The organism is Streptomyces sp. NPDC006610, from assembly GCF_040611575.1.
In the GTDB taxonomy this organism is placed as follows: Bacteria; Actinomycetota; Actinomycetes; order Streptomycetales; family Streptomycetaceae; genus Streptomyces.
Window position 1 is genome coordinate 29,725 of sequence record NZ_JBEXOP010000046.1, and the last position, 18,916, is coordinate 48,640.

An 18,916-nucleotide genomic window follows, 5' to 3' on the forward strand; every position below is an offset into this window, starting at 1 on the left:
TTATGCGGTGCTTGCACACAGTGCACATGTCTTGTGATGCTATGACCGCTTTTGACGGATGATTGACCGATGAAGAGGTGGCGTTGACCGTGTCGGCCAGTACTGCGCCGCCCCAGGAAGAAGCTCCCGCCGCGACTCCGGAAAACACCGCGCCCGCAAGAACGGCCGAGAACGCCACGCCCGCCCCGACCACCGAGAACGCCCGGACCGCCGAGAACGCCGAGAACGCCCGGACCGCCGAGGACGCCGACAACGACCCGACCGCCGAGGACGCCGAAGCCGTCGCCCTCACGCCCGCCAAGCGCCGGGGCGCCGACACCCGGGCGCTCACCCAGGTCCTCTTCGCCCAGCTCAAGGATCTCGAGCCGGGCACGCCGGAGCACAACCGCGTACGCGGGGCGCTCATCGAGGCGAATCTACCGCTCGTGCGCTACGCGGCCGCCCGTTTCCGCTCCCGCAACGAGCCCATGGAGGACGTCGTCCAGGTCGGCACCATCGGTCTGATCAACGCCATCGACCGCTTCGACCCGGACCGGGGCGTGCAGTTCCCGACCTTCGCGATGCCGACCGTCGTCGGCGAGATCAAGCGCTACTTCCGCGACAACGTCCGCACCGTGCACGTACCGCGCCGGCTGCACGAGCTGTGGGTGCAGGTCAACAGCGCCACCGAGGACCTCACCACCGCCTTCGGGCGCTCCCCGACGACCGCCGAGATCGCCGAGCGGCTGCGCATCACCGAGGAGGATGTGCTCTCCTGCATCGAGGCGGGCCGCTCCTACCACGCCACCTCGCTGGAGGCCGCCCAGGAGGGCGACGGCCTGCCCGGGCTGCTCGACCGGCTCGGTTACGAGGACCCGGCCCTGGACGGCGTCGAACACCGCGACCTCGTACGCCACCTCCTCGTCCAGCTCCCCGAGCGGGAGCAGCGGATCCTGCTGCTGCGCTACTACAGCAATCTGACCCAGTCACAGATCAGCGCGGAACTCGGCGTATCGCAGATGCACGTCTCCCGGCTACTGGCACGCAGCTTTCAGCGGTTGCGTTCGGCGAACCGGATCGAGGCATAACCGGCCCTTCCAACCGGCCCCGTGGAACCGGCGCACAACCGAAAGCGGGAGCGAGGGGTAACCGGCACGAGCGAATCGCCCACCTGGGCCGTTGCCCCGTCATGAGCACCGAAAGGGCGTCAGACCCCTTTTGTCCAGGGGGGATTCGCGTTTCACATGTCGACATGTCTCTACAGCGTGTTGCCGACATGTGACATTCTGCCGGAAGCGCGTTTGCCGGTGCCCCGGCGCCGGTATTCAGGTGAAGGCTGCGTTCCTCGCATGGGAACGTCCGCCGCGACCGTCCCGCGACCCAAAGGGGGTGGCATGTCCGCAGATCAGGGCAGCTCGAAGGTGCTCACGCTCACCAAGAGCGCGGCAGCGCCCGAGGCGCTCGACGCGCCCGGCGCGCTCGACCCCATCGACGACGTCCCGGCCCTCGCCGCCCCGCCGGTCCCGGCGCTCCCGGCCTCGGGATCCATCGACACCCGCACCCTGTCCCGTTCCCTGTTCCTGCGGCTCGCCGCACTCGACGAGGACAGCCCCGAGCGCGCGTACGTCCGGGACACCCTGATCGAGCTGAACCTCCCCCTCGTGCGGTACGCGGCGGCCCGCTTCCGCTCGCGCAACGAGCCCATGGAGGACATCGTCCAGGTCGGCACGATCGGCCTGATCAAGGCCATCGACCGGTTCGACTGCGAACGCGGCGTGGAGTTCCCGACGTTCGCGATGCCGACCGTCGTCGGCGAGATCAAGCGGTTCTTCCGCGACACCTCCTGGTCGGTGCGTGTGCCGCGCCGGCTCCAGGAGCTGCGGCTGGCGCTGACCAAGGCCAGCGACGAGCTGTCCCAGAAGCTGGACCGCTCCCCGACGGTCACCGAACTGGCCTGCGTGCTCGGGGTGTCGGAGGAGGACGTGGTCGACGGTCTCGCCGTCGGCAACGCCTACACCGCCTCCTCGCTGGACTCGCCCGCCCCCGAGGACGACGGCGGCGAGGGCTCCCTGGCCGACCGCCTCGGCTACGAGGACGCGGCGCTGGAGGGGGTCGAGTACCGCGAGTCCCTCAAGCCACTGCTGGCCAAGCTGCCGCCCCGCGAACGGCGCATCATCATGCTGCGCTTCTTCGCCAACATGACCCAGTCGCAGATCGGCGAGGAGGTCGGCATCTCGCAGATGCACGTCTCCCGACTGCTGACCCGCACCCTCGCCCAGCTGCGCGAGGGCCTCATCTCCGACTGATCGACCCGTCGGCCGACCGGAGGCTTCCGGCCTCCGGCTCTGCTCACTCTCACGACGACGGCCGCCGAGGCGCTCGGCAGAGCACTGGGCGGCCGTCCTCCGTCGGCGTCCGTCGGCGGTCGTCGTCCGTTGGCGGTCGGCGGAGTGCGGGCGGGCGCGGGCGGGTTACTTCAGCGCCAGCCAGGCCACCGCCGCCACGACGGCGATCACGGCGACGACACCGATGATCAGGCCGATGCGCGGCCCCGCCGAAGCCGCCGGCTGCTGCTGGGCCTGGGGAGACTCGTCGACGAACGCGCGGAACATCTGGGTGCTGCCCGCGGGGTCGTAGTTGCCCTGGGGGTTCTGGGAGTTGGCCATGCCCCGAGACCCTAGCGAAGACCCGGGGCGGGACCAAGGGCGGGGTGGAGCGGCGTCCACCTGCGTCTTCACATCCGCCGATCCGTCGCTTTGCCAAGTTTTTATGCCCTGGTCGCCCGGATTCATTTGCCTGTAGCAACCAACGGAATCTATGGTTGCTCTAAGCAACAAATGAGGGTGAGGCCACGGAGAGGGCGGCGGGATCATGGCCGAGCAGGCGCAGTACGTGGAACTGGCACGTCAGTTCAGCGCCTTCGGTGCCGTGAAGCGCGAGATGGCCCGGGCGCTGCCGGCCGACTGCCCCGCCGGGTCCGCCGCCGTGCTCGCCCTGCTGGGTCGCCACGGCGACATGCGGATGAGCCGGCTCGCCGAGCTGATGAGCGTGGACATGTCGGTGACCAGCCGCCATGTGGCGCACGTCTGTGAGCGCGGCTGGATCGAACGCTCCCCCGACCCGTCCGACCGGCGCTCGCGCATCCTGCGCCTCACTCCTGCCGGCCGGACCCGGCTCGACGAGCTGTCCCGGCGGACCGGCCGGCTGCTCGCCGATCGTCTCGCCGACTGGTCCGACGACGAGGTCGGCCGGCTCGTCCAGCTCATGACCCGCCTCCGCGCGAGTTTCGGCGACTGCCGAGCCGCACCGGCCGGGGCGCCGCACCGACCGCCCGTGACGGCAGACCCCCCGCCCGTGACGGCGGAGTGACCGCCGAGCTGACGGACCCCCAGCCCGTGACGGCAGACCGACCGCCGAGCTGACGGACCCCCAGCCCGTGACGGCAGACCGACCGCGGTGGCGACCGGCCGCCCGCGCCGGCGCAGTGACGGCCGCACCCCGCACCCGGACCCCCACACCGACGACGCAAGAGAAGGAAGCCCATGGCAACCACCACACCAACCGGTGTGCGGGCTCACGCCAAGCACGGGGGCGGCGCCCAGCACGCCTCCCCCGGCGGCGGCGAGGCGATGACCCACCGGCAGATCATGGAGGCGCTCTCTGGGCTGCTGCTCGGCATGTTCGCCGCTATCCTGTCCTCGACCATCGTCTCCAACGCCCTGCCCGAGATCATCCAGGACCTCGGCGGCGGCCAGAGCGCGTACACCTGGGTCGTCACCGCAGCCCTGCTGGCGATGACCGCCTCCACGCCCCTGTGGGGCAAGCTGGCCGACCTGGTCAGCAAGAAGGCGCTGGTGCAGCTGGCCCTGTGCGTCTACATCGCCGGATCGGTGCTCGCCGGTCTGTCGCAGAACAGCGGCATGCTGATCGGCGCCCGGGTCGTCCAGGGCCTCGGCGCCGGCGGTCTCGCCGCCCTGGCGCAGATCATCATGGCCGCGATGATCTCCCCGCGGGAGCGCGGCCGGTACTCCGGCTACCTCGGCGCGACGTTCGCCGTCGCCACCGTCGGCGGTCCGCTCCTCGGCGGCGTGATCACCGACACCAGCTGGCTCGGCTGGCGCTGGTGCCTCTACGTCGGCGTGCCGTTCGCGCTGATCGCCATGCTGGTCCTGCAGAAGACGCTGCACCTGCCGGAGACGAAGCGGAAGGTCAAGGTCGACTGGGCCGGCGCCTTCTTCATCACCGCGGCCGTCTGCCTGCTGCTGATCTGGGTCACCTTCGCGGACGACAAGTACGCCTGGCTGTCCTGGCAGACCGGCGCCATGGTCGGCGGTGCGGCCGTGCTGACCCTCGTCTTCCTCTTCGTGGAGACCAAGGCCGCCGAGCCGATCATCCCGCTCCACCTGTTCCGCAACCGCACCATCAGCCTGGCGTCGGTCGCCTCGCTGTTCGTCGGCATCGCGATGTTCGCGGGCACCGTCTTCTTCAGCCAGTACTTCCAGCTGGCCCGCGACAAGTCCCCGACCATGTCCGGCGTCATGACGATCCCGATGATCGCCGGTCTGTTCGTCTCCTCGACGGTCTCCGGCCAGATCATCACCAAGACCGGCAAGTGGAAGGCGTGGCTGGTCGCCGGCGGCCTGCTGCTCACGGCGGGCCTGGGCCTGCTGGGCACCATGCGCTACGACACCGACTACTGGAGGATCGGCGCGTACATGGCGCTGATGGGCCTCGGCGTCGGCATGATGATGCAGAACCTGGTGCTCTCCACGCAGAACCAGGTCGCCCCGCACGAACTCGGCGCGGCCAGCTCGGTCGTCACCTTCTTCCGCTCCCTCGGCGGCGCGGTGGGCGTCTCGGCGCTCGGCTCGGTGATGTCGACCCGGATCACCCACTACGCCGAGGACACCATCGGCACGCTCGACCCCGCCTCGCAGCGGGCCGCGGGCCAGGCCGCGGGCAGCGGACAGATCCCCGACATGGACCTGCTGCCCGCCCCGATCCGCACCTGGCTGGAAAGCGCCTACGGGCACGGCATCGCCGACGTCTTCCTGTACGTCACCCCGATCGCCTTCCTGGCCTTCCTGGTGACGCTGTTCATCAAGGAGGTCCCGCTGCGGACGTCCGGCGCGCTGGTCCAGGCCGCGGAGGCGACGGGCGATGCGGCGAGCAGTGCGGCGAGCGGTGCGAAGACCGACACGCCCGCACCCGCACCCGTACCGGAGCAGGCGCCGGCCCCGGCCCCGTCCTCCCCTGCCGCCGGCATACCCGTCACCGGCCGGATCCACGGCGCCGAGAGCGCCCCGGTCGCCGGTGCCGCCGTCACCCTCATCTCCCTGACGGGCCGCCAGCTCGGCCGGTCGGTCGCGCGACCCGACGGCGCCTACACGCTCGACGCGCCCGGCGCCGGCACCTACGTCCTGATCGCCTCCGCCGACGGTTTCCAGCCACAGGCGTCCACGATCGTCGTGGGCGAGGACCCGCTGTCGTACGACGTCCTGCTCAGCGGCACCGGCGGGCTGGCCGGCCTGGTCCGGGCCGCCGAGGACGCGCGGCCGGTGCCGGGCGCGATGGTGATCGTCACCGATGTGCGGGGCGACCTGCTGGCGAGCACGGCGACCGGGGAGCGGGGCGAGTTCGGCTTCACGGAGCTGGTGCCGGGCGCCGTCACCGTCGCGGTGAACGCCGCCGGGTTCCGGCCGCGCGCCCTGCCCGTCGAGGTGGGCGGCGCGGGGACCACCCGGATCGAGGTCGGCCTCGAAGCGGGCGCCCGCGTGCGGGGCGTCGTACGGACGGCGCACGGTCCGCTGGCCGACGCCCGGGTGACGCTGGTCGACGCGGCGGGCAACGTCGTCGGCGCCGCGACGACCGGCGCGGACGGGGCGTACGCCTTCACCGATCTGGACGCCGGCGAGTACACGGTCGTGGCGACCGGTTACCCGCCCGTGGCCACGGCGCTCACGGTCGCCGGGCCCGGCGTCGACGACCACCACATCGAGCTCGCCCACCCCGGCGAGTAGCCACCGGGCACGAGGAGCCGACAGCGATGGGACTGCAGCCATGGGACTGACCGCCGCCACGGGACTGACCGCCACGATCCGCACCCGCGACGGCTGGGGCGTGTCGCACGCGGTCGTCACGGTCACGGACGCCAGGGGCGCGCAGGTGCTGCGCGCCGAGGCGGACGCCGAGGGGGCCGTCCGGGACGGGACGCCGCTGCAGCCGGGGGCGTACACGGTCGTCGTCACGGCGGTCGGGTACGCGCCCGCCGCCGTGAGCGCGATCGTCACCGCGAGCGGACGGGCGGAGGTCGGGACGGTGACGCTGGCCCGGCAGGGCGGGGCGCAGCTGCCGCCGCCGGGGACGTGGACCATCGACCCGGCGCACTCGCGCGTGGCCGCGGTGGCCCGGCATTTGGGGATCTCCAGCGTGCACGGGCGGTTCACCGACTTCTCGGGGACGATCGAGATCGACCCGGTGCGGGTCGCCCGGTCCCGGGTGACGGCGGTCGTCCGGGCGGCCTCGCTGGACACGGGCAACCGGACGCGGGACGCCCATCTGCGGTCGGCGGACTTCCTGGACGTCGACCGCCACCCGGAGATCGTCTTCCGTTCGACGGTCCTGACCCCGGCCGGCCCGGACCGCTGGACCCTGCGCGGCGACCTCTCCCTGCACGGGGTGGTCCGCCCGGTCGACCTCGACCTCGTCCACCTCGGCACCGGGCCCGACCTGTGGGGCGGCACCCGCGTCGCCTTCCGCGCGACGGCCGAGCTGCGGCGCGAGGACTTCGCCATGCACTACAACCAGGTCGTCCAGGCCGGGATCGCCGCCATCGGGACGACACTGCGGGTCGAGCTGGACGTGCAGGCGGTACGGGGGGAACCGCCCGCCGTGCCGGGGGCGGCCTAGAACGCCGGTCCGGTGTTGTCTGCCCGGAGCGGCCCGGCAACGCCGGTCCCGTGTCTGCCGGGGGCGGCCCCATGGGATAGCCGGTTCGGTGCCGGCCCGGGACTGCTGCCTACGAACGCCGGTCCCGTGCCGGGGCCCGGGGGTGCTGCTCAGGAACGCCGGTCCCGTGTCTGCCGGTTGCCGCCGGAGACCCGGGCCACCAGGTCGGAGCAGAGGTCGCGGAGCTTGACGTTGCGGTCCTGGGAGACGCGGCGCAGCCGGGCGAGCGCCGCCTGGGCGTCGACCCGCTCCTGCGCCATGAGGATGCCGACGGCCTGGTCGATGACGCTGCGCGAGAGCAGCGCGGTGCGCACGTCAGCCGCGGTGGTGCGCTCCTGTTCGATGCGCAGGGCGATGTCGATGGCGTCCGTCGCCCGCTCCGCGAACCGCAGGGCCGCCTCCCTGCCGCGGCCCAGCGCGCCCGGCTCGGTGCCGTAGAAGTTCAGCGCGGCGCCGGTCCGGCCGAGGGGTATGGAGAGCGGCAGCGCCAGCACGCAGCGGACGCCCGTGGACAGCGCGTACGACCGGTAACCCGTCCAGCGGCCGTCCGTGGCCAGGTCGGCGGCGTACTGCTCGGCGCCCGTGTCGGCCGCCTCGACGCAGGGCCCCGAGCCGTTCTCGTACTGCCGCTGGTCCAGTCCGCTCGGCATGCCGGAGCTGCCGGCCAGGGTGAGCAGCCGGTCGGCGCGGCGGACCGTGATGCTGCACGCGGCGGCGCCGGGCACCGCCTGGACGGCACGGTCCGTCAGGTCCCGCAGCAGTGTGTCGAGTCCACTGCTGCGGGCCATCGCCTGGTCCAGCGTCTCGGGCGTCTCAGGACTCATGACCGTACGGATATCCCGGAAACGCCCTCGCAAAAGGGCGGGCGCCGGGCCGGCAGAGCGCCGGCTGCCGGACCGGGAAGGGTCCGGGCAAGGGGGCCGGCCGCCGGACCGCCTACGGCGCCGCGTCCTTGGTGCGGTGCCGACCGACGATGCGGCGGGCGAGTTCGCGCAGTTTGACGTTCTCCCGCTGTGAGGCGCGCACCAGGCTCTCGAACGCCTCCGCCGCGTCGATGTCCAGGCGCTCCATGAGGATGCCGGTGGCCTGCCCGATCAGGTCGCGGGTGCGCATGGCCTCGGTGAGCTGCTCGCGCACGGTCGCCGAGTCGAGGGCGATGCTGACGTGCGCGGTGAACAGCCGGCCGACCCGGACGGCGGCGTCGTCGAAGGCGTGCGGCTTGCGGGCGTAGGCGGTCAGGACGGTCAGGCTGCGGCGGTCGGCGCGCAGCCGGAGCGCGAGCGCCGACCGCAGGCCCACGGCGGCGGGCGCGCTGCCGCCGTCCTCGGCCTCGCCGTCGCCGAGCCGCACGACGGGGGAGTTCCACAGCTGCGCCCAGTACGGGGGCCGGTCACGCTCGTCGGGCGCGGCCTCCTCGGCGGTGCGGACGACGTCGTCGGTCCAGGCGACGGTACGGCGGTGGTCGCCGCGTTCGACCACGGAGATCCCGGCGTGCTCGGCGCCGGGGAGCAGATGCACGGCCAGCCGGACCGCGGTGCGCAGGGTGTTGTGCGGGGTGACCGTCTCGTGCAGTTGCTGAGCCGCCACCGTCAGTGCATCGGCCAGCTCCATGCCAGCCGTAAAACGGGGCAAACCAGAAAACTCGGACGTAGACACCACGAACCTCTTCTACAAGCACGGCTTCAGGCCGTGCGCAGGAGAGCTCCGCAGCACATTCCCGACTGCGAGCACAGGACGAGCAGCACTTTATCTGCTCTGTTGCGACGAGGTGACGCCCGGCTGACGGTAGCTTCGGAGACCTTTGAAGTCTTCGGCGGGCGTGGTGGAATGGGCCCGACGGGTCAGGAATCGGCCCCAGCGCAAGCCGGAGTCCGCCCCTTCGTCAGGTGAGTGCCGTGAAGTTCTTCCCGAGCCCGTGCCGGGTGCGCGATCTGCCCGGGCACGCCCTGCTCGCCGTCCTGCCGACCGAGATCGACGTGTGCAACGCCCCCGCCCTCTACACCGCCGTGGCCTCCGCGGCCGACGCCCGCGCCCGGCGGCTGCGGATGCTGGTGCTGGACCTCACCGGCACCGAGTTCATGGACTCCCAGGGCGCCCGTCTGGTCCAGGACATCCACCAGCACCTCGACGACGGCGTCCGGCTGCGGGTCGTCGCGGAACCGGGCGGGCTGCCGGGCCGGGTCCTGGAGGTGACCGGGGTCCGCCGGGACGTGCCGGTGTACGACGACCTGACGGAGGCGCTCGCCGCGTGAACCTCCCCGGCCGCGCCTAGTCTTGCCCTCATGGCACCCAACATCGCGACCAACACCCGCGTCTCGCTCGAGGAACTGCTGGACTTCGTACGGCCCCGGCACCGCGCCCTGCTCATCACCCGCCGGGCCGACGGCGACCCCCAGGCGTCGCCGCTGACCTGCGGGGTCGACGACTCCGGCCGGATCGTGATCTCCACCTACCCGGAGCGCGCCAAGACCCGCAACGCCCGCCGGGACCCCCGGGTGAGCGTCCTCGTGCTCAGCGACGACTGGAACGGTCCCTGGGTGCAGGTCGACGGCACGGCCGAGGTGATCGACGTCCCGGACTCGGTGGAGCCGCTCGTGGAGTACTACCGGAACATCGCCGGGGAGCACCCGGACTGGGACGAGTACCGGGCGGCGATGATCCGGCAGGGCAAGTCGATCATCCGGGTGACTCCCGAGCGGTGGGGTCCGGTGGCGACGGGGGGCTTCCCGGCGCGGCTGGCTCCGCAGGAGTAGGCCCGCACCGGCAGGGGGGCGGCGCGCGGGCGGAAGGAAGCGGTACGGCTCACCCGCGATCGACCGTTTCGCCGGCAGCGGGGCCCCACGGCCCACGGCCCACGGCCCACGGCCCACGGCCCACGGAAACCGTACGGCTCACCCGCGGGCGGCCATCGCCTCGATCCCGGCGATCAGCAACTCCAGCGCGAAGTCGAAGTCCCGCTCCAGCATCTCGGACACCGTGTCGCCGCCGCGGGCCGCCATGATGTCCCGCGACTGCTCGACGGCGCCCGACGCGGCCGGGTCCTCGGTCACCGCGCGCATGGCGTGCCGGTAGTAGTCGTCCGGGGTCATCCCGGCGTCGGCGGCGCGGGCGAGATAGTGGCCCTCGATGGTGCCGTAGCCGTAGACGAACTGGAAGACCGCTGAGAGCGCCCCCGTGACCCCGTGGGCGGGCAGCCCGGCCCGGCGGATCACGTCCTGCACGGTCCGCGAGAAGGCCCGCGCGTGGGGCCCGATGTTCAGATACCGCCCGGCGAGCGGCGACAGCCACGGGTGGCGGACCAGCAGCGACCGGTACTCCCCGGCCAGCGCCCGCAGCCGTTCCCGCCAGTCGTCGCCGTCCGCGTCCGGCAGCCGCAGTTCGCCGAAGGCGGCGTCGAGGGCGAGTTCGAGCAGGTCGTCCTTGGTGTCGACGTACCAGTAGACGGACATCGCGGTGACGTTCAGCTCCGCGGCGAGCCGGCGCATGGAGAACTTCGCCAGCCCCTCCGCGTCCAGCAGCCGTACGGTCGCCTCGGTGATCCGCTTCCGGTCGAGACCCGACGGCTGGCCACCGCCCCGCCTGCCCCCGCGCGCCTGTCCCGCCAGCCAGACACTGGGCCGAGCCGCACCCTTCCCAGCAGCCTTCACCATGGGCTGTACCTTCCTCGGCTCGCGGTAACTGCTCATGATGCTAGGCGTCCACGCTCCCCTGGACGCCCCTCTTCTCCGCCCGCCACAGCAACCCCGCCGCCACCAGCCCGCCGAGCAGCACGGCCACCGCCCCCACCAACTGGCTGACCTCCAGCCCCGACGAGAACGCCGCCACCACCCGCGCCCGCTCCTGTCCCGACCCGGCCGCGGCCAGCGCCGCCGGCAGCGAACCCGCCCCCACCGCGACCAGCGCGGCGAACCGCGCGTTGAGCACGGCCCCCAGAACCGCCACCCCGAGGCCGTTGCCGAACTCGGCCAGCGTGCCGTTGATCCCGGCCCCGACCCCCGCCTTGGCGGGCGGGATCGCGCTCATCACGGCGTGGGCCATGGCCGGGTTGGCGACGGCGCACCCCGCCCCCACCAGCACCAGCCCGCACAGCGTCCCCGCATACCCGCCCGAGGTGACCACCGCTATCGTCGCCAGCCCCGCCGACATCAGCACCATGCCCAGCGCCACGGACACCGGCGTCCCGAGCCGCGCCGTCCACCGCGCCGACAGGCCCGTGAAGTTCAGCGCCACGACCGTCAGCGCCAGCGGAGCGGTGCGCAGCCCCGCCTCCAGCGGTCCGTACCCGAGCACGAACTGCAGATGCTGCGTCAGCAGGAACAGCGCCCCGCCCATCCCGAAGGTGATCAGTACCGCGCCCGCGACCGCGCCCGTGAACCGCCGGTCGCGGAAGAAGCCGAGGTCGAGCATCGGGTACGGAATCCTGCTCTCCCAGTAGGCGAACGCGCCCAGCACGGCCACCGCCACGCCGCCGCTCACCAGCACCCGCTGCGACGTCCAGCCCTCCTCCGGGCCGGAGATGATCGCGAAGACCAGGGAGCCCATGCCGATCGTGGAGAGCAGCGCGCCGAGCAGATCGGGCCGGTCGCCCCGCGGGTTCTTCGACTCCGGGACGAGCGCCACCACCGCGACCAGCCCCAGCGCCACCACCGGCAGGTTGATCAGGAATATCGCGCCCCACCAGAAGTGGTCCAGCACGAACCCGCCGACCAGCGGCCCGGTCGCGAAACCCAGCGCGTTGACCGCGCTCCAGATGCCGATCGCCCGGACGTGCTCCTCGGGCGTGAACACCTGCATCACCACGGCCAGCGTGGTGGTCAGCAGCAGCGCCCCGCCGACGCCCATCCCGGCCCGCGCGGCGATCAACTGGGCCGTGGATTCGGCGAGTCCCGCCACCAGCGAACCGGCGCCGAACAGCACCAGGCCCGTCAGCAGCATCTTCTTGCGCCCGTAGCGGTCGGCCGCGCTGCCCGCGCTCAGCAGCAGACCCGACTGCACCAGCGAGTAGGCGTTGATCATCCACTGGATGTCGGACGTGGCCGCGCCCAGCTCCGCGGTGAGCGAGGGGATGGCCACGTTCAGCACGGTGTTGTCGAGCAGCACGGTGAGCTGGGCGAGACAGATGACGCCGAGGATCAACCAGCGCTGCGGATGCCCGCCCGCGGGGACGGCGGCGGGCACCGGAGGATGCGCCGTGGACGATGCCTCGGTGGGCTGGGGAGGCGAGGGTGACGTCGACATGCCATACACCGTAGAACAGTTCCCATACGCCGTACAACGACGATTCCCGCCGGACGGGCCGAGGGCCCCGCGCGGCGGGAATTCCTGTGCCGAAAGGATCAGTCGTCGGTGCCCGTGGGCCGGGTCAGGCCGGGGAAGGTGGCCGAACCCACCGTCACCCCCTCGTGGATCTCCTGGCCCCAGGCGCTGATCTGCGTGGACGTGCCGGTGCCGGAGCCGCCCGCGCCACCGCCCGTGCCGTGCGCGCGAGAAGCCGGCCGCGGTCCCGCCGGCCGCGCGGACCCGGCCGCCGTCGCCCGCTCATGACGCCGCGGGCTTGATCAGATAACCGGCCCCACGCCGGGTGTGGATCATCGGCTCCCGGCCGGCGTCGATCTTCCGCCGCAGGTAGGAGATGTACAGCTCGACCACGTTGGCCTGGCCGCCGAAGTCGTACGACCACACCCGGTCGAGGATCTGCGCCTTGCTCAGCACCCGGCGCGGGTTGCGCATCAGGAAGCGCAGCAGTTCGAACTCGGTCGCGGTCAGATGGATGTTCTGACCGGCCCGCGTCACCTCGTGGCTGTCCTCGTCCAGAGTGAGGTCGCCGACGACGAGCAGGGACTCGGACCGCCGGTCGGCGGCGCCGGAGCGCCGGATCAGCCCGCGCAGCCGGGCGACGACCTCCTCCAGGCCGAACGGCTTGGTGACGTAGTCGTCACCCCCGGCCGTGAGCCCGGCGATCCGGTCCTCGACGGCGTCCTTCGCGGTCAGGAACAGCACCGGCACGTCCGGCAGCTCCCGCCGCAGCCGCCCGAGGACGGTCAGCCCGTCCATGTCCGGCAGCATCATGTCGAGGACGACGGCGTCGGGCCGGAACTCACGCGCGGCCCGGATCGCGCCGTTCCCGTCGGCGGCACTCCGGATCCGCCATCCCTCGTAGCGCAGGGCCATGGACAGCAGCTCGGTGATCGACAGCTCGTCGTCCACCACCAGCACCCGGACGGGGCTCCCGTCCGGCCTCAGCAGTTCGGTACGCCCCTGGGGCGCGGTCGTGGTCATGCAACCACCGTGTCGGCGTGCTCTGAGAGACCCCTTTCGGAAACCTGTGATTTCTCTGAGAAACCCTCAGCCGGCTGCCGGGCGGCACCTGGGAGGCATCACGGACGGGCGGACCTCAGAACAGCCCTTCCTGCGCATGTCCCGTCTCCCTGAAATCCCGTACCGGCACAGTGACTCCGCCGACGAGGTCGCCCTCGGCCGCGGTCAGCTCCCACCCGGTCATGAGCCGCGTGTCCAGCACCACGACCGCCCCCGCACCGACCCCCCTACCGGTCGTCACACCGATCGTCGCGGCAGTCGCCGGGTCGACCGCCGCTCCGGTCCCCGGTGCGGCGCCAGGCCCAGCCGACGGACCGGCAGCAGATCCGGCCGGCAGGCCGGCGGCGCGTCCAGCCACCGGTCCGGCCGCCAAGTGCAGGTCGGGCCCGGCCGCGGCCACCAGCTCGCCGCTCACCACCCCACCGGGGACCAGTTCGCGCACCTCCCCCACCGGACCGGGCGCCCCCGCCAGCCCGAACGCGCGCACATGGTCCACCGCCCGGAAGGGCTCGCGCGCCAGCGACTCCGGCCACCCCGGCAGCGCCACCGCCCGTGCGTGCAGCTCCCCGAGCTCAGCCGCCCGCTCGGCCTCGGACGTCGGCAGCCGGGCACGCACCGCGCGCTTGTCGGCGTACGGGATCCGGTCCGGCACCCCCAGCGCGGCCCGCAGCAGTTCCTCGGCCCGCCGCGCGGCCATCAGCGGCCCGACGCCCAGCCAGCCGAAACAGACCGCCCCCTGCTCCAGCAGCCGCGCCTCGCCCCGCTCCACCGCGGTGATGCCGACCTTGACCATCCCGGGCCCGAACCACGCCAGATATACGCGGTACGGCCGGGGATCGTCCGCGAGAGTGTCGGCGGCCACCGAGTGCGCCCGGTCCAGCCGCGCGCACTCCTCGCACCGCGCCCCCGTGCTCCGCCCCGGCACCGCCGCCCGCCGCGGACACGCGTGTCCCCGCGCTCCCGTACACGTCCGCACACCCCCTTCCGCGACCGCGAAGGCCACTCGCTTCCCCCACGACAGCGCGCTGCCCCGCCCGCCGTCCCACATCAGCACGGGACCGTCGGCGGACCACCGCAGCCCCGAGCACCTCCACACCCGTGCCATCGCCTTCGACTGTAGAGGGCACCACTGACAACGGCCCCGGCGCAGGAGCAGGAGCAGGCGAAGAGGTGGGACGGACGAGAGGATCAGTTGGTGCCGATGCGCGCCAGCAGGTCCACGATCCGGCTCTGCACCTCGGTGCTGGTGGACCGCTCCGCCAGGAACAGCACCGTCTCGCCCGACGCCAGGCGCGGCAGGTCGGCCGGATCGACGGCGGCGGTGTAGACGACCAGCGGCGTGCGGTTGAGCTGCCCGTTCGCCCGCAGCCAGTCCACGATCCCGGCCCGTCGCCGGTGCACCTGCATCAGGTCCATCACGACGAGGTTCGGCCGGAACTGCCCCGCCAGCGTCACCGCGTCGGGGTCGCTCGCCGCCCGCGCCACCTGCATACCGCGCCGCTCCAGCGTCGCCGTCAGCGCCAGCGCGATCTCCGCGTGCTCCTCGATCAGCAGCACCCGCGGCGGATGCTGCTCGCTGTCGCGCGGGGCCAGCGCCTTGAGCAGCACGGCCGGGTCGGCGCCGTACGCCGCCTCGCGCGTCGCCTGCCCGAGCCCCGCCGTCACCATCACCGGCACCTCGGCGGCCACCGCCGCCTGCCGCAGCGCCTGGAGGGCCGTGCGGGTGATCGGCCCCGTCAGCGGGTCCACGAACAGCGCCGCCGGGAAGGCCGCGATCTGCGCGTCGACCTCCTCGCGCGAGTGCACGATGACGGGCCGGTAGCCGCGGTCGCTGAGCGCCTGCTGTGTGCTCACGTCCGGCGCCGGCCACACCAGCAGCCGGCGCGGGTTGTCGAGCGGCTCCGGGGGCAGCTCGTCGTCCATCGGCTGCGGGCGCGGCGGATCGGCGACCTCGACCGCGCCGCCCGGCCCGTCCAGCGGCTCGGGCCCCTCGGCGGCGTTCTCGTCCGGGGCTCCTATGGCGTACGACCGTCCGGCGCCCTCGCTGGCGGGCCCACCACCGCCCATCGGAGGCTGCGGCTGAGGCTGCGGCGCGGGGGTCTGCCCGGGGATCTGGGGCGCCGGGGCCTGGGGCGCGGAGGCCTTGGCCTGGTCGCCCTGCGGGTGGGGGCGCGCACCGGTCGCCGGGTCGGGCGGGGTGCCGAGCTTGCGGCGGCGGCCGCCGTTCGTGCCGGTGCCTCCGGGGGGCGTGTGCTGCGGTTGCGGCGCCTGCTGGGCCTGCTGGGCCTGCTGAGCTTGCTGGGCCTGCTGAGCTTGCTGGGCCTGCTGGGCCTGTGCCGTCTGCCGGGTGAAGGGCACGCCCTGCCCCAGCGTCCGCACGCTGATCGAGCGGCCCTGGGTGGAGTTCGGGTCGACGGCCGCCGACGCGGCGTTCTCGGCGGGGAGCGGCTGGGCGACCCTCGCCTGGGCCTGGGCCTGCGCGCGAGCGGGCGGCGGGGTGGGCGTGGCGGGCGCCTCGGGAGGCAGGGGCGTCCCCGCGCCGGGGGTGTCGCCCGCCACGCCGGGCCACTGCTGGGGTGCCGACGGGGTGCCCGCGGCGGGCGTGCCGGGGACGACGGGCTGCGGCTTGGCGGGCAGGGGCGGAGGGAGGGGCTGGGCGACGGACTTGGCCAGTGCCTGAGCGGGGGCCGGGGCCGGGGCGGGCGCCTGAGCCGGTACCTGCGCCTGCGGCACGGCAGGTGCCTGTCCCGGCGTTCCCGTGCTCTGGGCCGGAATCGCGGCCCCGGTCGGACGGGCCGATCCGCTCCCCCCGGCCGATCCACTCGCTCCGGTGGCCTCGGCCGACTGTCCGACGGCTCGACGGCGGCGGCCGGTCGGCGCGCTCGCCGGGTGGGGCTGAGGCGGGGTGTGATCGTCGGACTGGTCGTGCGGTACGGCGTCGTGCCGCCCATGGTCGTCCGTGGGCAACGCGCCGGGCACGGGGGGCTGCACCGGCACCTGGGCGGGCACCGGCATAGGCGCCGGGGCCGGGGCCGGGGCCGCCGGAACGGGAGCCACCGGGGCGGCAGGGCCCTGCGGAGGCGGGGCGGAGACGGCCGGAACGGGTCCCGGACCCGCCGCTCCTCCGGCGTCGGCATCGGCGTCGGACGCCCGGTCCGCGTCGGCCGGCGGCAGCGCGAACACCGTACGCGGCGCGGCTTCCTGCGCGGCGGCGCGCTCCTGGGCGGCGGCGAGAGCACGCCGACGCCGTCCGGTGGGCGCCGCCCCTTCCTGGCCGTGCCCCTGCTCGTTCCCCTGCCCCTGCTCGTTCCCCGGAGCCGCGGCGGCGGGCAGCGCGGCCCGGCCCTCACCGGAGGCCGGCACACCCTGCGGCGGCACACCCTGCGGCGGCACGGCTTGCGGCAGAGCACCCTGCGACGGAACTCCCTGCGGAGGAACGGTCCCGCCCAGCCCCGTACCCGCCGCCGCGGTCCCCGCGGCATGTTCGGCGGCCGTGACGACGGCACCCTCGGCGACGCCCGCACCGGGCGCACCAGGGCCACCAGGGCCATTAGACGCACCAGAGGCACCGGAGCCGTCGCCCGGCACCGCCCCCTCCGCAGGCCGCCCCCGCCGCCGGCCAGTACCGCCGGCGCCCCCCACACCGCCGGCACCGCCGACGCTGCCGCCGGACTCGCCCGCGCTCTCCGGACCCTGTGCCTGCACGGCCTCGTCCGCCGGTGCGGCGGCGCGCCGGCGACGCCGTCCGGTGGGGGCCGCGGCGTCGGGCACCGGGTCCGCCCCCGCGCCCGCCCCCGGCACCTCGCTGTCCAGGAAGGCGTCCACGGAGGAGCGACGCGCCCGGCGGCGTCCCCCGCCCGACGCCTGTTGTTCGGCGGCGTCCCGGGGACCGGCCACCGCGACCTCGGCCCCCGAGGAGGGCGCGGCGACGGCCCCCGCCCCGCCGCCGAGCGGGACCTCGAGGACGTAGGCGCTGCCGCTCATCCCCGGCACCTCGTGGGTCTGCAGCACACCTCCGTGCGCCCGCACGATCCCGCGCACGATCGGCTGGTGCACCGGGTCCCCGCCGGCGTACGGTCCGCGCACCTCGATGCGTACGACCTCGCCGCGCTGCGCCGCCGCGACCACGACGGTGTTGTCCATGTAGCCGCCGGTCGTGACGGGCGCGTTGCCGGTCGAGTCGACGCCGGCCACGTCGGCGACGAGGTGGGCGAGGGCGGTGGCGAGCAGCTTGGGGTCGACCTCGGCCTCGATGGGCGGCGCGTGCACCGCGAACTGCACCCGGCCGGGGCCGATCAGGTCGACGGCGCCGTCCACACCCCCGGCGACGACCGCGTCGAGCATCACCTTCGTACGGGTGATGCCCGCGCCGTCGGCGCCGTCGGCGTCGAGCCGCTGGTAGCCGAGGACGTTGTCGATGAGGGTGGTGATGCGGGAGTAGCCGGCCGAGAGGTGATGCAGCACCTGGTTGGCCTCGGGCCACAGCTGTCCGGCGTCGTCGGCGGCCAGGGCGGACAGCTCGCGGCGCAGTTCGTCGAGCGGGCCGCGCAGCGAGCGTCCCAGCAGGGTCAGCAACTGCTCGTGCCGTGCGGACAGCGCCTCGTAGCGGTCCTTCTCCCGCTCGCCGAGCGCGGCGTACCGCTCCTCTCCGGCGGCCAGTTCCTCCGCGTGCCGCTCCTGGAGGTCCTCCAGCTCGGTGACGTGCTGCTGGCGCAGGGCGGTGAGGTCGGAGGCGTGCTCCTCGGCGAGCCGCTCCAGCTCGTCGGCGTGGCGCTTCTCGGCGGCGGCCTTCTCGTCGGCGAGCGCGTCGTACGGCCGCCGGTCCAGGAAGGTCATCACGGCGCCGACGAGCTGGTCGCCGTCGCGGACGGGCGCGGTGGTCAGGTCGACGGACACCTTGTCGCCGCTCTTGGCCCACACCACCTGCCCGCGCACCCGGTGTTTGCGCCCCGAGCGCAGGGTGTCGGCGAGCGGGGACTCGTCGTACGGGAAGGGGGAGCCGTCGGCGCGCGAGTGCAGGACGAGGGTGTGCAGCTCCTTGCCGCCGAGTTCGCCGGCGCGGTAGCCGAGGATCTGCGCGGCGGCCGGGTTGACGAGCACGATCCGCCCGTCGGTGTCGGTGCCGACGACGCCCTCGGAGGCGGCCCGCAGGATCATCTCGGTCTGGCGCTGTGAACGGGCCAGCTCGGCCTCGGTGTCGACGGTGCCGGACAGGTCGCGCACGACGAGCATGAGCAGCTCGTCGCTGGCGTAGCCGTAGCTGTCGTAGGCCTGCTGGCCGTTCTCCAGGCTGGCGCTGGTGACCTCGACGGGGAACTCCGAGCCGTCGGTCCGGCGGGCGACCATCCGCGTCGGCTTGGTGCGCCCGCGCGGGTCCATGTGGTCGGGTCGGCGCATCGAGCCGGGGATGAGCTTGGAGTCGAACTGCGGCAGCAGGTCGAGCAACCCGCGCCCGACCAGCGCGGTGCCGGGCGTCTCGAAGGCCTCGAGGGCGATGGTGTTCGCGTTGACGACGGTTCCGTTGGCGTTGACCAGGAGCAACGCGTCGGGCAGCGCGTCCAGTATGGCTGCGAGGCGAGCAGCGCCTCGGGATGGCCTGCTGCTCACGAGACGCTTCCTCCCTGTTACCGCACCTTGCCGACCGCTCGGGCCATCTTGCCAACCTGCCCGC

At 73.6% G+C, this 18,916-nt stretch carries 15 protein-coding genes; 7 read left to right on the plus strand and 8 right to left on the minus strand.

Going from position 1 to position 18,916, the window contains the following annotated elements:
* Window positions 1-89 precede the first annotated feature (89 nt).
* Both ABZY13_RS28795 and ABZY13_RS28800 read left to right on the plus strand, forming a co-directional pair.
* A complete protein-coding gene (locus tag ABZY13_RS28795; protein WP_356635826.1) occupies window positions 90-1,067 on the plus strand; it encodes a SigB/SigF/SigG family RNA polymerase sigma factor in 978 nt (325 codons plus the stop codon).
* A 306-nt stretch (window positions 1,068-1,373) separates the two neighbouring features.
* Window positions 1,374-2,285 carry an RNA polymerase sigma factor SigF gene (locus ABZY13_RS28800; RefSeq protein WP_356635828.1) on the plus strand — a complete coding sequence of 304 codons (912 nt, stop codon included), beginning with the start codon at window positions 1,374-1,376 and terminating at the stop codon, window positions 2,283-2,285.
* Window positions 2,286-2,450: 165 nt separating this feature from the next.
* Here the strand turns inward: ABZY13_RS28800 and ABZY13_RS28805 are convergent, their stop codons facing one another.
* Window positions 2,451-2,645: a hypothetical protein gene (locus ABZY13_RS28805; protein ID WP_356635830.1), complete on the minus strand. Its 195-nt coding sequence runs from the start codon at window positions 2,643-2,645 to the stop codon at window positions 2,451-2,453.
* A gap of 205 nt (window positions 2,646-2,850) precedes the next feature.
* On the opposite strand from ABZY13_RS28805, the gene ABZY13_RS28810 reads away from it, so the two are divergent.
* The 3 genes from ABZY13_RS28810 (at window position 2,851) to ABZY13_RS28820 (ending at window position 6,888) form a co-directional block, all read left to right on the plus strand.
* Window positions 2,851-3,348, plus strand: a complete 498-nt coding sequence (locus ABZY13_RS28810; RefSeq protein WP_356635832.1) for a MarR family transcriptional regulator — start codon at window positions 2,851-2,853, stop codon at window positions 3,346-3,348.
* Between the two features lie 173 nt (window positions 3,349-3,521).
* Window positions 3,522-5,999 (plus strand): MFS transporter, encoded by a 2,478-nt coding sequence (locus ABZY13_RS28815; RefSeq protein WP_356635834.1) that lies wholly within the window; start codon window positions 3,522-3,524, stop codon window positions 5,997-5,999.
* 40 nt (window positions 6,000-6,039) lie between these two features.
* Window positions 6,040-6,888, plus strand: coding sequence for a YceI family protein (locus ABZY13_RS28820; RefSeq protein WP_356635836.1), 849 nt, complete (start codon window positions 6,040-6,042; stop codon window positions 6,886-6,888).
* A 149-nt stretch (window positions 6,889-7,037) separates the two neighbouring features.
* Here ABZY13_RS28820 and ABZY13_RS28825 read toward each other — a convergent pair whose 3' ends face one another.
* On the minus strand, window positions 7,038-7,751 hold the full coding sequence (locus tag ABZY13_RS28825; RefSeq protein ID WP_356635838.1) for a GAF and ANTAR domain-containing protein: 714 nt from the start codon (window positions 7,749-7,751) through the stop codon (window positions 7,038-7,040).
* Window positions 7,752-7,863: 112 nt separating this feature from the next.
* Complete coding sequence (locus ABZY13_RS28830; protein WP_356635840.1) at window positions 7,864-8,538, minus strand: GAF and ANTAR domain-containing protein; 675 nt, start codon at window positions 8,536-8,538, stop codon at window positions 7,864-7,866.
* Window positions 8,539-8,822: 284 nt separating this feature from the next.
* Here ABZY13_RS28830 and ABZY13_RS28835 point away from each other — a divergent pair, with 284 nt between their 5' ends.
* Together ABZY13_RS28835 and ABZY13_RS28840 are read left to right on the plus strand one after the other, a co-directional pair.
* The gene (locus ABZY13_RS28835) at window positions 8,823-9,179 is read left to right on the plus strand and encodes an STAS domain-containing protein (protein ID WP_356635842.1); all 357 of its coding nucleotides are present in this window, start codon (window positions 8,823-8,825) and stop codon (window positions 9,177-9,179) included.
* 30 nt (window positions 9,180-9,209) lie between these two features.
* Window positions 9,210-9,680, plus strand: coding sequence for a PPOX class F420-dependent oxidoreductase (locus tag ABZY13_RS28840; protein WP_356635844.1), 471 nt, complete (start codon window positions 9,210-9,212; stop codon window positions 9,678-9,680).
* Window positions 9,681-9,818: 138 nt separating this feature from the next.
* On the opposite strand, the gene ABZY13_RS28845 is transcribed toward ABZY13_RS28840, so the two are convergent.
* The 5 genes from ABZY13_RS28845 to ABZY13_RS28865 form a co-directional block, all read right to left on the minus strand.
* The gene (locus tag ABZY13_RS28845; RefSeq protein ID WP_356635846.1) at window positions 9,819-10,577 is read right to left on the minus strand and encodes a TetR/AcrR family transcriptional regulator; all 759 of its coding nucleotides are present in this window, start codon (window positions 10,575-10,577) and stop codon (window positions 9,819-9,821) included.
* Between the two features lie 40 nt (window positions 10,578-10,617).
* Window positions 10,618-12,165, minus strand: coding sequence for an MFS transporter (locus tag ABZY13_RS28850; RefSeq protein WP_356635848.1), 1,548 nt, complete (start codon window positions 12,163-12,165; stop codon window positions 10,618-10,620).
* Window positions 12,166-12,465: 300 nt separating this feature from the next.
* Complete coding sequence (locus ABZY13_RS28855) at window positions 12,466-13,206, minus strand: response regulator transcription factor (RefSeq protein WP_356635850.1); 741 nt, start codon at window positions 13,204-13,206, stop codon at window positions 12,466-12,468.
* A gap of 115 nt (window positions 13,207-13,321) precedes the next feature.
* The gene (locus ABZY13_RS28860; RefSeq protein WP_356635852.1) at window positions 13,322-14,350 is read right to left on the minus strand and encodes a DUF2797 domain-containing protein; all 1,029 of its coding nucleotides are present in this window, start codon (window positions 14,348-14,350) and stop codon (window positions 13,322-13,324) included.
* 83 nt (window positions 14,351-14,433) lie between these two features.
* Window positions 14,434-18,852 (minus strand): PAS domain-containing protein, encoded by a 4,419-nt coding sequence (locus ABZY13_RS28865; RefSeq protein WP_356635854.1) that lies wholly within the window; start codon window positions 18,850-18,852, stop codon window positions 14,434-14,436.
* Window positions 18,853-18,916: the final 64 nt, after the last annotated feature.

Coding starts and splice junctions, on each gene's coding strand:
- ABZY13_RS28815 (WP_356635834.1), top strand. CDS start 3,522: ATGGCAACCACCACACCAACCGGTGTGCGGGCTCACGCCAAGCACGGG.
- ABZY13_RS28840 (WP_356635844.1), top strand. CDS start 9,210: ATGGCACCCAACATCGCGACCAACACCCGCGTCTCGCTCGAGGAACTG.
- ABZY13_RS28810 (WP_356635832.1), top strand. CDS start 2,851: ATGGCCGAGCAGGCGCAGTACGTGGAACTGGCACGTCAGTTCAGCGCC.
- ABZY13_RS28830 (WP_356635840.1), bottom strand. CDS start 8,538: ATGGAGCTGGCCGATGCACTGACGGTGGCGGCTCAGCAACTGCACGAG.
- ABZY13_RS28845 (WP_356635846.1), bottom strand. CDS start 10,577: ATGGTGAAGGCTGCTGGGAAGGGTGCGGCTCGGCCCAGTGTCTGGCTG.
- ABZY13_RS28850 (WP_356635848.1), bottom strand. CDS start 12,165: ATGTCGACGTCACCCTCGCCTCCCCAGCCCACCGAGGCATCGTCCACG.
- ABZY13_RS28800 (WP_356635828.1), top strand. CDS start 1,374: ATGTCCGCAGATCAGGGCAGCTCGAAGGTGCTCACGCTCACCAAGAGC.
- ABZY13_RS28860 (WP_356635852.1), bottom strand. CDS start 14,350: ATGGCACGGGTGTGGAGGTGCTCGGGGCTGCGGTGGTCCGCCGACGGT.
- ABZY13_RS28805 (WP_356635830.1), bottom strand. CDS start 2,645: ATGGCCAACTCCCAGAACCCCCAGGGCAACTACGACCCCGCGGGCAGC.
- ABZY13_RS28825 (WP_356635838.1), bottom strand. CDS start 7,751: ATGAGTCCTGAGACGCCCGAGACGCTGGACCAGGCGATGGCCCGCAGC.
- ABZY13_RS28820 (WP_356635836.1), top strand. CDS start 6,040: ATGGGACTGACCGCCGCCACGGGACTGACCGCCACGATCCGCACCCGC.
- ABZY13_RS28855 (WP_356635850.1), bottom strand. CDS start 13,206: ATGACCACGACCGCGCCCCAGGGGCGTACCGAACTGCTGAGGCCGGAC.